The 11,869-nt window shown below is 63.6% G+C and carries 9 protein-coding genes and 2 pseudogenes; 9 read left to right on the top strand and 2 right to left on the bottom strand.

Annotation, left to right across the window (positions count from 1 at the left end; genetic code table 11):
• The first annotated feature begins 210 nt into the window (after positions 1–210).
• From napE to VD964_RS25450, 6 genes are all read left to right on the top strand, one after another.
• Entirely contained in the window at positions 211–456 is a 246-nt protein-coding gene (gene napE, locus VD964_RS25475; protein ID WP_324871276.1) for a periplasmic nitrate reductase, NapE protein, read from the top strand.
• A gap of 13 nt (positions 457–469) precedes the next feature.
• A complete protein-coding gene (napF, locus tag VD964_RS25470) occupies positions 470–985 on the top strand; it encodes a ferredoxin-type protein NapF (protein ID WP_324871275.1) in 516 nt (171 codons plus the stop codon).
• Positions 972–1,268, top strand: coding sequence for a chaperone NapD (locus tag VD964_RS25465; protein ID WP_324871274.1), 297 nt, complete (start codon positions 972–974; stop codon positions 1,266–1,268). The genes napF and VD964_RS25465 overlap by 14 nt, the downstream gene beginning before the upstream one ends.
• Positions 1,269–1,337: 69 nt before the next feature.
• On the top strand, positions 1,338–3,830 hold the full coding sequence (gene napA, locus VD964_RS25460) for a periplasmic nitrate reductase subunit alpha (protein ID WP_324871273.1): 2,493 nt from the start codon (positions 1,338–1,340) through the stop codon (positions 3,828–3,830).
• 15 nt (positions 3,831–3,845) lie between these two features.
• Positions 3,846–4,343 (top strand): nitrate reductase cytochrome c-type subunit, encoded by a 498-nt coding sequence (locus VD964_RS25455; protein WP_324871272.1) that lies wholly within the window; start codon positions 3,846–3,848, stop codon positions 4,341–4,343.
• The gene (locus VD964_RS25450) at positions 4,340–5,020 is read left to right on the top strand and encodes a cytochrome c3 family protein (RefSeq protein ID WP_324871271.1); all 681 of its coding nucleotides are present in this window, start codon (positions 4,340–4,342) and stop codon (positions 5,018–5,020) included. Before VD964_RS25455 ends, VD964_RS25450 begins: the two co-directional genes overlap by 4 nt.
• Positions 5,021–5,341: 321 nt before the next feature.
• On the opposite strand, the pseudogene VD964_RS25445 reads toward VD964_RS25450, so the two are convergent.
• Positions 5,342–6,274 (bottom strand): annotated as a pseudogene (locus VD964_RS25445) (IS5 family transposase).
• A 415-nt stretch (positions 6,275–6,689) separates the two neighbouring features.
• Here VD964_RS25445 and VD964_RS25440 point away from each other — a divergent pair.
• Entirely contained in the window at positions 6,690–7,325 is a 636-nt protein-coding gene (locus VD964_RS25440; protein WP_324871270.1) for a response regulator transcription factor, read from the top strand.
• A gap of 382 nt (positions 7,326–7,707) precedes the next feature.
• Entirely contained in the window at positions 7,708–7,956 is a 249-nt protein-coding gene (locus tag VD964_RS25435; protein WP_324871277.1) for a CorA family divalent cation transporter, read from the top strand.
• A gap of 97 nt (positions 7,957–8,053) precedes the next feature.
• On the opposite strand, the gene VD964_RS25430 is transcribed toward VD964_RS25435, so the two are convergent.
• The gene (locus tag VD964_RS25430) at positions 8,054–10,861 is read right to left on the bottom strand and encodes an ATP-binding protein (protein ID WP_324871269.1); all 2,808 of its coding nucleotides are present in this window, start codon (positions 10,859–10,861) and stop codon (positions 8,054–8,056) included.
• A 404-nt stretch (positions 10,862–11,265) separates the two neighbouring features.
• Here VD964_RS25430 and VD964_RS25425 point away from each other — a divergent pair.
• A pseudogene (locus VD964_RS25425) lies at positions 11,266–11,673 on the top strand (transposase); the annotation flags it as partial.
• Positions 11,674–11,869 lie beyond the last annotated feature (196 nt).

Raw genomic sequence — 11,869 nt, 5'->3', positions numbered from 1 at the left:
GTGCCCATAGACTGGTGCCTGATGGCTGTTGGCGACAGCCTCAGCCATACCAGACCGCGCCCGCGGCGCAACCTCCCTCTCCAGCTTAAAGTAGCATACCGGTCAGCATCGGCTGGGGCATGCCCGCTGCAAACAGCTTCTAAGAGCGGAACATCCAAACGCTTTTTGTGTTCTGTATTGAGCCTTGAACTGATCAGTAGATAGCATTCCATGAGCGTAGCCCGGCAGCCCAGCCCAGCCCGCCGCACCGATGCTTCCAGCTCTGCCGATCCCCGTCTGTCGCCGGGAGCGGTTCCGCCGGTCGATCCGGGAACCCGCCGGCGCGAGATCGCCATGTTCCTGCTGCTGGCCGTGTTCATCTGGCCGGTGCTGTCGATCGCCATCGTCGGCGGCTATGGCTTCGCCGTCTGGATGTCGCAGTTGATCCTGGGTCCGCCCGGTCCGCCGCCGGTTTGACGGAGGCCTCCCCATGGCCGCCGATGCCATCGACAGGGGACGGCGGAGCTTCCTGCGGGGCCGTCCGGCAAGCGGTCCCGCACCGATCCATCCGCCCTGGTCGCGTCCCGATTACTTCACCACGCTCTGCACCCGCTGCGGCGCCTGTGCCGACGCCTGCCCGGAGGCGATCCTGCGTCCGGGTGACGGCGGCTATCCGGAGGTCGACTTCACGCGCGGCGAATGCAGCTTCTGCGGCGCCTGCGCCGATGCCTGTGCCGAGCCGATCTTCGATACCACGGCCGCACCCTGGACGTTGCGTGCCACCGTCGCCGACGATTGTCTGGCGGTGCGGCGGGTGGTGTGCCGCAGCTGCCAGGATGCCTGTCCGGAAGGGGCCATCCGCTTCCTCCCCGCCGCGGGCGGGGCCGCCCATGCGCGCATCGACGATGCCGCCTGCACCGGCTGTGGCGCCTGCGTTGCCGCCTGCCCGGCCGGTGCCGTTACCCTCGACCACCAGACCGGGAGCCCAGCCCATGCCGCTTGGTGACACCGTTGGATTGGCGCCCGCCGGCGAACTCCACATCGCCTCGCTGCTGCTGCATGTGCGACCTGATCGTCAGCCGACGGTCCGCACGGCAATCACGGCCATGCCCGGGACCGAGCTTCACATCGAACAGCCCGGCAAGATGGTGGTCACCGTCGAAGGACCGCATGAGGGCTGGATCGCCGACCGCATGACCGCGCTGCATCTGCTGGACGGCGTGTTCTCCGCGGTCATGGTCTTCCACCATGTCGACCGCGTGGAGGGAGTGCCGCCTTCCAAACCCTGACCGGCAAAGCGCTGACCCGCCCTGCCCTGCCTGCCCGACCCGAACGCCAGAAGAAAAGGGGGAACGCCCATGTTGGACCGTCGCGATTTCATCAAGGCCCAGGCGGTGGCCGCCGCCGCTGCCGCAGGCGGCATCAGCCTGCCGGCCGCCGCCCAGAGTTCGATGGTTGCGGGCGAGGATACGGCGCTGAAATGGTCGAAGGCGCCCTGCCGCTTCTGCGGCACCGGCTGCGGCGTGATGGTCGCGACCAAGGACAACCGCGTCGTCGCCACCCACGGCGACATGCAGGCGGAGGTGAACCGCGGCCTGAACTGCGTGAAGGGCTATTTCCTGTCCAAGATCATGTATGGCCAGGACCGCCTGACCCAGCCGCTGCTGCGCATGCGCGACGGCAAGTACCATAAGGATGGCGAGTTCCTGCCGGTCTCCTGGGACCGCGCCTTCGACGAGATGGCCAGCCAGTGGAAGCGCGTGCTGAAGGCCAAGGGGCCGGATGCGGTCGGCATGTTCGGGTCCGGCCAATGGACGATCTGGGAGGGCTATGCGGCGTCCAAGCTGATGCGCGCCGGGTTCCGCACCAACAACCTGGACCCCAACGCCCGCCACTGCATGGCGTCGGCCGCCGTCGCCTTCATCCGCACCTTCGGCATGGACGAGCCGATGGGCTGCTACGACGATTTCGAACATGCCGACGCCTTCGTCCTCTGGGGCTCCAACATGGCGGAGATGCACCCCATCCTGTGGACGCGCATCACCGATCGCCGGCTGGCGCACAGCCATGTGAAGGTGGCGGTGCTGTCGACCTTCGAGCATCGCAGTTTCGAGTTGGCCGACATCCCGATGATCTTCGAGCCGGGAACCGATCTGGCGATCCTGAACTACATCGCCAACCACATCATCCAGACCAACCGGGTGAACAAGGAGTTCGTCGAGAAGCACTGCAATTTCCGCCTGGGGCAGAAGGACATCGGCTATGGCCTGCGCCCGGAAAGCGTGCTGGAGGTGCGGGCGGCCAATGCCAAGGATCCGTCGGATTCCAAGCCCATCGACTTCGATGCCTTCGCCAAGTTCGTCAGCACCTACACGCTGGACTACACCGCCGAACTGACCAAGGTGCCGAAGGAAAGGCTGCTGGCGCTCGCCGAGATGTATGCCGACCCGAAGACCAAGGTCATGTCGCTGTGGACCATGGGGTTCAACCAGCATGTCCGCGGCGTGTGGGTGAACCACATGGTCTACAACATCCATCTGCTGACCGGGAAAATCTCGGAACCCGGCAACAGCCCCTTCTCGCTGACCGGCCAGCCTTCGGCCTGCGGCACCGCGCGTGAGGTGGGGACCTTCGCCCACCGCCTGCCCGCCGACATGCAGGTCGCCAACCCGACCCACCGCGCCCACACCGAGGAGGCCTGGAAGCTGCCCAAGGGGCTGCTGCCGGCCAAGGTCGGCTACCACGCCGTCCAGCAGGACCGCATGCTGAAGGACGGCAAGCTCAATGCCTACTGGATCATGGTGAACAACAACCTCCAGGCAGCCCCCAACAGCGCCAACGAGACCTATCCCGGATACCGCAATCCCGAGAATTTCATCGTGGTGTCCGACGCCTACCCCACCGTCACCGCCTCGGCCGCCGACCTGATCCTGCCCGCCGCCATGTGGGTGGAGAAGGAAGGCGCCTATGGCAATGCCGAGCGCCGCACCCATTTCTGGCACCAGCTGGTCAACGCGCCGGGCGAGGCGCGATCCGACCTGTGGCAGCTGATGGAGTTCTCCAAACGCTTCACCACGGACGAGGTTTGGCCGGCGGAGGTCCTGGACGCCAACCCCTCCTATCGCGGCAAGTCGCTGTTCGACGTGCTGTTCCGTAACGGCAATGTCGACCGCTTCCCCCTGTCGGAGGTGAATGCCGAGTACGCCAACGACGAGTCCAAGGATTTCGGCTTCTACGTCCAGAAGGGCCTGTTCGAGGAATATGCCGGTTTCGGTCGCGGCCACGGCCATGATCTGGCGCCCTTCGACACCTACCATCAGGTGCGCGGGCTGCGATGGCCGGTGGTGGACGGCAAGGAGACGCGCTGGCGCTACCGCGAGGGGCTGGACCCCTTCGTCAAGCCGGGCGAGGACGTCCGCTTCTACGGCAACCCGGACGGCAAGGCCAACATCTTCGCCTTCCCCTACGAGCCGCCGGCCGAGGAACCGGACAAGGATTTCGACCTGTGGCTGGTCACGGGCCGCGTGCTGGAGCACTGGCACAGCGGATCGATGACCATGCGGGTGCCGGAGCTGTACAAGGCGATGCCGATGGCGCTGGTCTTCATGCATCCCGACGACGCCAAGGCGCGCGGCCTGCGCCGCGGGTCGGAGGTGAAGGTGATGTCCCGGCGCGGCGAAATGCAGACGCGGGTGGAGACGCGCGGGCGCAACAAGCCGCCGCGCGGCGTGGTCTTCGTGCCCTGGTTCGACTCCGCCCGGCTGATCAACAAGTGCACGCTGGACGCCACCGACCCTATCAGCAAGCAGTCCGACTTCAAGAAATGCGCCGTCAAGATCGTCGCGGTCTGAGGGAGGAGTTGAGCCATGCGTCCCCATCACCTCGCCGCCCTGGCGGTGCTGCCCTTCCTCGTGCCGGCGGTGCTGTCGGCCCAGAATGCCGGCGGTAATGCCGAACCGCGCCGGCTGGATTCGCCCTTCCGCCCGCCGGTGAACTTCGTTGAGCAGAACAACACCCCGGCGATCCCCCCCGACGTCACCGACGACCGCCGGGTCGCCCGCAATTACCCCGAACAGCCGCCGGTGATCCCGCACAATGTCCGCGACTATCAGATCACGCTGAACAACAACCAGTGCCTGACCTGCCACAGCCGCCGCTTCACCGAGGCGGTGCAGGCGCCGATGGTCAGCATCACCCATTACGTCGACCGTGACGGCCAGACACTGGGTGCCGTCGCGCCACGGCGCTATTTCTGCATGCAGTGCCATGTGCCGCAGACGACGGCGCAGCCCATCGTCCCCAACACCTTCACCGACCTCGACACCCTGGTCAGCCGGCCATCCGACCGGGGAGACCGCCGATGAAGGCGCGCATTCCGGTCTCGGTGCGGCAGGCGTGGCAGACCATCTCCCGCCCCAGCCGCACCCTCAGTCTGGGGTTTCTGACGCTGGGCGGCTTCCTGGCAGGCGTGTTCTTCTGGGGCGGCTTCAACACCGCGCTGGAGGCGACCAACACCGAGGCCTTCTGCATCAGCTGCCACGAGATGCAGTCGAACGTCTATGAGGAGATGAAGCAGACCATCCACTTCACCAACCGGTCGGGCGTGCGGGCGACCTGTCCCGACTGCCATGTCCCGCACGAGTGGACCGACAAGATCGCCCGCAAGATGCAGGCGTCGAAGGAGGTCTGGGGAAAGATCTTCGGCACCATCGATACCCGCGACAAGTTCGTGGCCATGCGCCGCGAACTGGCGGAGCATGAATGGGCGCGGCTGAAGTCCAACAACTCGCTGGAATGCCGCAACTGCCACAGCGCCGATTCCATGGACATCACCAAGCAGGGGGCGCGGGCGGCGCGCATCCACGAGCAGTACCTGTTCAGCGGCGAGCGCACCTGCATCGACTGTCACAAGGGCATCGCCCACCGCCTGCCCGACATGCAGGGCGTCCCGCCCGGCTGGAGCGAGGCGTCGGACAATCCGCAGAAGCCTATCGGGCATTGGCTGGCAAACGTGAATGAGAAACAACCAAGTCGACAATGATGGTGGTGGGAATGGCGCCAAAAACAGCCAGTATTACTTTGGAAGTTCTACTCTTGCATGCGCCGGACAAGCCGGCACCGACAGCACGCATATCGGATTGGCGTCTCGGTGCGGATATGCGCGAGGATCGCCTGCCGGACGACGGGCAGCGTTGGTTGAGGCGGCGGTCCGCTGTCGCCGCTCGCCCTTTTTCCCCACTCCGCCGCGCGGGCGAGCCGGAGGTGCTGGAGAAAGGCCAAGGCGATCATGACGAGAACGGCGTGATGAGACTGTGGTGCAGAACTCGGCCTGCGGACAGATTTCGCTCAGAGGCGATGGAGATCAGGTGACCTTCCGGGAGGTTGGTATGCCGAGGCTGGTCATGCGATTGATGACGGCGCAGACGGCCTTGGCTTCGGCCTTTTATGCGGGCAGAGTGCGGGCGCGCAGGCTGCGTCCGATCAAAACCATGTACCAGAGCATCGCCACCTCGACCAACGATCTCCTGCCGTATTGCACGGCTCGCTGCCAGCCCAGCCGACCACGCTCCTTGATCGTCTTGATGTGGCGGTCGCGCCGGGTGGGCGCGCTCTCGGCGGTGTCGCTCACCACCGCGGTCGCGCGCGGCGGGATGATCACCTCCGCGTCCGGCGCACGCGCGGCGACAGCACGATAGACTGGCTCGCCGTCGTAGGCGCCGTCCGCCAGGACCGCGCCAATCGGGCCCGTGACCTGGGCGAGTAACGGACCGACCAGCGAGGCGTCTCCCTCCTCGTTGCCCTTTAACGCCGAGGCGAGGATCTCGTCGGTGACGGGATCGACGGCCAGGTGCAGCTTGCGCCAGCATCGGCTCGCCGTGCCGCCGTGCTTTTCCAGGCGCCACTCGCCCCGGCCGAACACCTTCAGCCCGGTGGAATCGATGACCACGCTCACCGGCCCGTCCGTTCTGGCCAGCGCCGACGCGACAGCCAGATTGGTGCTGCGCCGGGAAAATGTCGTATGATCGGGAACCGGGAGGTCGAGGCCGAGCAAGCGCATGAGCGAGCCCAGCAAACCCTCCGTCTGGCGCCACGGCCGAGCGAACGCCAGGCGCAGCATCAGCCCAGTCTCGATGGCGATGTCGGAGTAGCGCGCTGGCCGGCCACCCCGTCCCGTGGCGGGCGGCGTCGACGCGGTGATCGCCTCCGGCCTCACCCAGATCGTCAGGTCTTCCCGCTGGCGCAGCGCCGCATCGTAGGCCGCCCAGTTCTCCACACGGTACCGGGCCTTCGGGATCTTGTGGCGGCGCGGCTCGTTGGCCTTGGGGGCATCGGGGTCTCGGACTCAGCGGGCCGCTTCTATACCCGCTCGCCCTCCCGACCGCCATCAGCTCGGCCTTTTTACACCAACGTCCTTCGTTAAGAGAGACGCCATCATCCCTCAGAGTCACAGCCGTACATTCCCCCACCCTGTATTGAAGTGAAGCTGCGCCTAATCATGAGATGTGCAACTGGCTTTTCTCATGGTTATGCGCCGGGCATATCAATAGGGGCGCGAAGATGTCCGACCTACTATTCCTAAGCTACCGTGCTGATGCCATGTTGATTGATGGCGTGATTTATTTAGGATCTGCCCAATTAACCCCAGTACAAAATGATAGCAATTGGGTCTCGGAGAAGTTCGGGCCCTGCTTCACAGCGGAACCTCGGCCATGATCATCGTGACCCTTGCTCTCATCGATCCCTGCCGCCTGTTCCGAGAGGGCATAAAGCGCCTGTTAGACGGCTCGCGCTTCCGCGTTGTGGGCGAGGGAGCTAGGCCAGATGACCCTATTAACGCCGCCGCGGAACTGTTGCTGATCGATCCGGCTTTGTCCGATATTATAGACGACACCTTCCAGACGTTGCGAGACGCACATCCCAACGCTCGCCTCGTTGTCCTTACGGAGGAATTGGATACGCAGCGTCTGGCCACTGCATTGCGTGCTGGTGCAGACGGCTACCTGCGCAAGGACATCACTAGTGAAGCTCTGATGCAATCGCTGACGCTGGTGATGATGGGCGAGAAGGTGTTTCCGACTGACTTGGCTGCACTGCTCATCAGTGATCGCAGTAAGGGCATGATGTTGAGAGCAGAGCACCTACGCAAGAGCCTATCGCAGCGGGAAAGTCAAATTCTGCGTTGCCTGCTCAATGGCAACACCAACAAGCATATTGCCATCCACTTGGGCGTCACTGAGGCGACGGTAAAGGTCCACGTGAAGAGCCTGCTTCGCAAGATCAACGTCAGCAACCGGACCCAAGCGGCGGTATGGGCGATGAACAACGACATCGAACAGCGGGTGTAGGCTTGGGGTCCCTCGTGACAACAGGTCGATGTCACAGCGGAGCGCATAGCACGATCGCAGGCGGAGTCCGAGGCACGCCCGTCCTCCACCGGGAATTTTGCGCCATTTGACGTCCTCACGCAGGAAGACGCGAATTATTGCATCGACCTCCGCAGTGGACATCGACCGACGCGCGGGGCTGGTAGGCCGATCCTCCATTCGGTCGTTGATCCCCGCCACCGAGTCCGCAACTGTCGGTCCCATACCCGCCTCTCTGCGCCAAAGGCACAAGAAAGCGACGGCAGATCAGCCGGTTTCCGGACGGGTGATCATCGAAAGAGGGTTCTGGAAACCGCCTCTTATAGGAGCAGAACTCTCGCTTCGTCACCTTCCTCAGATCCGGATGCCATCTCAGTTCATGCTGGACACCATTGTCGACCTGACCGGCATCCAGCAGAATGCCATTATCAAGATCATTTCCATCGTGTCGGTGGTGCTCACGCCTCCGACCCGGGTTGTCAGCATCTACGGCATGAACTTCCAGCACTTGCCTGAACTGGCTTGGCTGTTTGGCTACCCCTACGCTCTCGTCCTGATGGTCGCCACCGGCACACTGCCATACCTGTACTTCCCGTGGCGCCGGTGGTTGTAACGCACTCGAGTGGAGTGCCTTTACCAAAGACCGAGTTGACCATGATGCGGGCGTGCGGCTGCTCAAGGTGGGCTGAGATGGGACATCAGGATTGTGGCTACGCCGCGTCGCCCAGATGCGTGCGCAGCACGTTAAGAAGCTGGCGGGGCGCAATCGGCTTGAACGCGACGCCAAAGCCGAGGGTGGTGGCCTCGCGTTGCCAATCCAAACCGGTCTCGCCAGTCAGGATGATGGCCGGAACAGTCCGGCCAAGAACCTTGTGGATGCGCTGAACGGCATCGGTTCCGCGCTCACCACCGCACAATCTGTAGTCAGCGATGATCACATCCGGGAGGCGGCCAGCGGCCATCAGGCGTTCGACGGCCTGCGCGCCAGAGGTGGCGATCAGCGTCTGGTACTGCCACTCCCGGAAGATGGCCTGGAGGCCCAAGAGGATTGTGGTGTCATCATCGATCAGCACCGCGAACCGGCCATCCCCGTCCGGGGGAGCAAGAGCGCTTGGCGCCTTGGCGGCCAGGCCCCCTGCCTCTCCCAAAGGAACCTCGATCGAAAACACCGATCCGCGGCCCGGTTCCGACTCCACGGTGACAGGGTGGTCGAGCAGCTTCGACAGGCGCTGGACGATGGACAAGCCCAGCCCAAGTCCCTGGCTCCGGTCTCGTTCCGTATTGCCCAATTGGTGGAACTCTTCAAAGATGCGCTCCAACTGAGTGCCGGGAATGCCGATTCCGGTGTCGTGCACCTCAATGCGTGCATGGCTGTCGACCAGCCGGCATTCCAGCCGTACGAAGCCCTGCTCGGTGTAGCGGATGGCGTTCTCGACCAGATTGCGGACCATGCGGCCGAGCAGGTTACCGTCACTGCGCACGACGACATCATGGGGGTTCTTCACCTGGAGTTCCAGCCCTTTGGCCGCCGCCACCGGCTGGTAGGCGGCGCCGATGTGGTCGAGAACCAGCCGGAGTTCGAGGTTTTCGATCACCGGTCGGATAACGTCAGCATCCAGGCGCGACACGTCGAGCAGGCTGTCGAGCAGGCCCTTCATTGCCTCCAGCCCCCGCTCGAGCATCGTCAACGCATGGTGGCCCCGTTGGCTGCTGACATGCGGCTGCAGCGCGGCGGCGAACAGGAACATCGACTGCATGGGCTGGCGCAGATCGTGGCTGGCGGCGGCCAGAAATTTCGACTTCGACAGGTTCGCCCGCTCGGCTTCGTCTCTGGCCGCCTTGAGAGTGTTCTCCATCCGCTTGCGGTCGGTGACGTCGCGGCCGACTGCTTGGACCTCGGCGAACTGGCCTGCCTCATCAAAGATGGCGTAGCCCTCCCAGGAGAACCATCGCGGCCCCTCGACTGTGAGCATGCGGTTCTCCACCGACGCGCGGTGGTGTGGCGGGATCAGGGTCTGCTCAATCGCCTGCTCAATGGTGGAGATGTCCTCGGCATGCACGGCGTCACACCAGGACGAGGCGAGGAGCGCGTTGCGAGACCGTCCGAGCAACCGACATGCTGTGTCGTTGATAAAGGTGAACCGGCCTGCAGCGTCGAAGCGTATCACCATGTCGGCCTGGGTCTCGACCAATCCACGATATCGTACTTCACTGTCGCGCAGAGCCGCTTCCATGGCTTTGCGCCCGGAAATGTCCATCATCGAAACGACGGCCAATGTGACATGGCCTTCGTGATCTTGCGCCGGAGAGGTATTGACGATCAGCGGCAGCAGACGCCCGTCGGGGTGCCGGTACAGCATCTCCTCCTGCTCCATGGCAATCCCGTTGCGTATGGCGCGGACGAGCGCGCACTCATCATTGCTGTACGGGTATCCATTGGGGTGGAATACCGGCTTGTTGAACTCCTCCACCGTGTCGGTGGCCGCGATTGGACGACCCATCAGGCGCTCTGCGGCGGCGTTGTGGACGATCAGCCGGTTGGACGCCACGTCCGCCACCACGACGCCCACCGGCAGGTTCTGGAGCACCGCCTTCAGCAATGACCGCTCGGCTTCAATCCGTTTCGACAGGCGTCCAATGCCCCAGAAGGCACCGACTATGGAGAGAAGAAGGAGAAGTGCCGTGAGCGCCATTGACCAGAGTGCTACGTATTCGACAGGCCACAGCGCAGCCTGTTTGTCGATGCCGATCCCCAGCATCATGCCACGTGCACCGGCCGCGGGCGGGGAGTAGGCAAGGACCCTTGTGATGCCATCGATACCGATCACCTCGTCCATGCCGTGCCGATCGCCCTGCAGGAAGTGGCGGAAGCGCTCTGGAAGGCTGCTTCCGACCACCCCTGGGCGCTCAGGGACCCGAGCAAGGACGACGCCGGTGGCGTCCGTCAACAGAATGGAGGTGTTGGGCGGTAAGGGTTTGCGGGCCAGGTACTCTTCTAGCCATTTGAGGTCGAGCAGGCCGGTGATCACCCCGGCGCGTTGGCCGTCAGGCATATCGAATGGCAAGCCATAGGGAAGGATGGGATTGCCGATACCGTAGGCTATGCCGAAGCTGCCGACTGAGAAACGGCCGGTCTCCAGTGCCCGTTGAACATTCACTTGGTTACCCAGGAAGACTCCCACACCCTGCGGATCGGTGGAGCAGCGGACGGTGCCCTGGAGATCAGTAGCTTCAATCGTCAGATATTCCGGAATGCCGCCTTTGACACGGTCCATTGTGGCTTGGCAAGCGGGACCTGACAGGGCTTCGGCGGCGGTGGCAGACAACGTCGTCAGAATGCTCTGGAGGTTGTCGATGATGCGCTGTTGCTCGGTTTCAAGGAGATCGAGGATGTGTTCTGCATGCTGCTGGAGTTCCGCTTCACGAGCTGTGCGCAGCTCAAGCTGTGTGTGGATTTGAAACCCGACCAAGGGGGTGATGGCCAGCAAAAGCAGGAGTAGGCGATGGACAATGGACATTGTCTTGAGCCCTTCATGCGCATGAGCAGTCGCGCTGTTGCTCCTGCCATCTTGGGCCGCTTACAGACAAATATCCAGCGCGCGAAGACAGCTTCAGAGTACCCACCCGATCCTGGACGAAGATATTGGAGGTTCTGTCCGGAAGCGGTCCTGCGGGAGTGGATCAGGTTTCTGACGGATTAAAGCCTGAGGTAGTCTCCGTTTTCCGGACAGCCGGATAAGCTTGGTTCGCCCAGGAAGAAGCACGGCCCCTATGACGGGAAACGGAAGCGGTATTCGGCAGAGATCAAGGCGAAGGTGGCGCTGGAGGCGATCCTGGGCGAGCTGACGGTGTCGCAGTTGATCTCCAAGCACGGCGTACACCAGACCGCTGATCTACGCCTGGAAGAAGCAGGCGATGGATGGGATGGCCAGGGTTGGTGACGGTGACGGACTGGGCAACACGCAAGGTCCTGAGCTGGCGTCTGTCGAACACCATGGAAGTCGAGTTCTGCATCGAGACCGTGGAGGAGGCGATGACGCACTACGGCCGGCCGGACATCTTCAACACCGATCAGGACAGCCAGTTCACCAGCCTACGTTTCACCGGCCTCTTGACCGCAGCCGGCATTCGGGCGTCGATGGACGGGCGCGGCCGGTGGATGGACAACGTCTTCATCGAACGGCTGTGGCGATCGATGAAATAAGAATGCGTCTACCTCCACGCCTTCGAAACGGGCAGCGAGGCCAGAGTAGGGATCAGCCGCTGGATCGATTACTACAACGACGAACGCCCGCACTCGGCGCTCGGCGGCAGAACCCCGGCAGAGGCCTTAGTGGTGCATCCACCAAGTTGTTTAGACATTCGGGAGCGTGGCGACGCCCAGGCGGCTCGGCGCGCGATGGCGCCTGCGCCTGCCCCAGACGAAGGGGTGCTTGTGCACGTTCCAGTAGGCGGTGGCCCGTTCCACCGCCGCCTCGATCTCGGCCCAGGCATCGAACCGGCGCCCTTTCAGCGCCAGTGAGCGC

Source organism: Azospirillum sp. (assembly GCF_035628975.1).
In the GTDB taxonomy this organism is placed as follows: domain Bacteria; phylum Pseudomonadota; class Alphaproteobacteria; order Azospirillales; family Azospirillaceae; genus Azospirillum.
Note: the sequence above shows the minus strand (reverse complement) of the source record. Positions and strands in the feature narration are given on the sequence as shown.

Excerpts from the sequence above, each read along its gene's own strand:
- napF (WP_324871275.1), top strand. The coding sequence starts at position 470 with ATGGCCGCCGATGCCATCGACAGGGGACGGCGGAGCTTCCTGCGGGGC.
- VD964_RS25440 (WP_324871270.1), top strand. The coding sequence starts at position 6,690 with ATGATCATCGTGACCCTTGCTCTCATCGATCCCTGCCGCCTGTTCCGA.
- VD964_RS25435 (WP_324871277.1), top strand. The coding sequence starts at position 7,708 with ATGCCATCTCAGTTCATGCTGGACACCATTGTCGACCTGACCGGCATC.
- VD964_RS25455 (WP_324871272.1), top strand. The coding sequence starts at position 3,846 with ATGCGTCCCCATCACCTCGCCGCCCTGGCGGTGCTGCCCTTCCTCGTG.
- napA (WP_324871273.1), top strand. The coding sequence starts at position 1,338 with ATGTTGGACCGTCGCGATTTCATCAAGGCCCAGGCGGTGGCCGCCGCC.
- napE (WP_324871276.1), top strand. The coding sequence starts at position 211 with ATGAGCGTAGCCCGGCAGCCCAGCCCAGCCCGCCGCACCGATGCTTCC.
- VD964_RS25450 (WP_324871271.1), top strand. The coding sequence starts at position 4,340 with ATGAAGGCGCGCATTCCGGTCTCGGTGCGGCAGGCGTGGCAGACCATC.
- VD964_RS25430 (WP_324871269.1), bottom strand. The coding sequence starts at position 10,861 with ATGTCCATTGTCCATCGCCTACTCCTGCTTTTGCTGGCCATCACCCCC.
- VD964_RS25465 (WP_324871274.1), top strand. The coding sequence starts at position 972 with ATGCCGCTTGGTGACACCGTTGGATTGGCGCCCGCCGGCGAACTCCAC.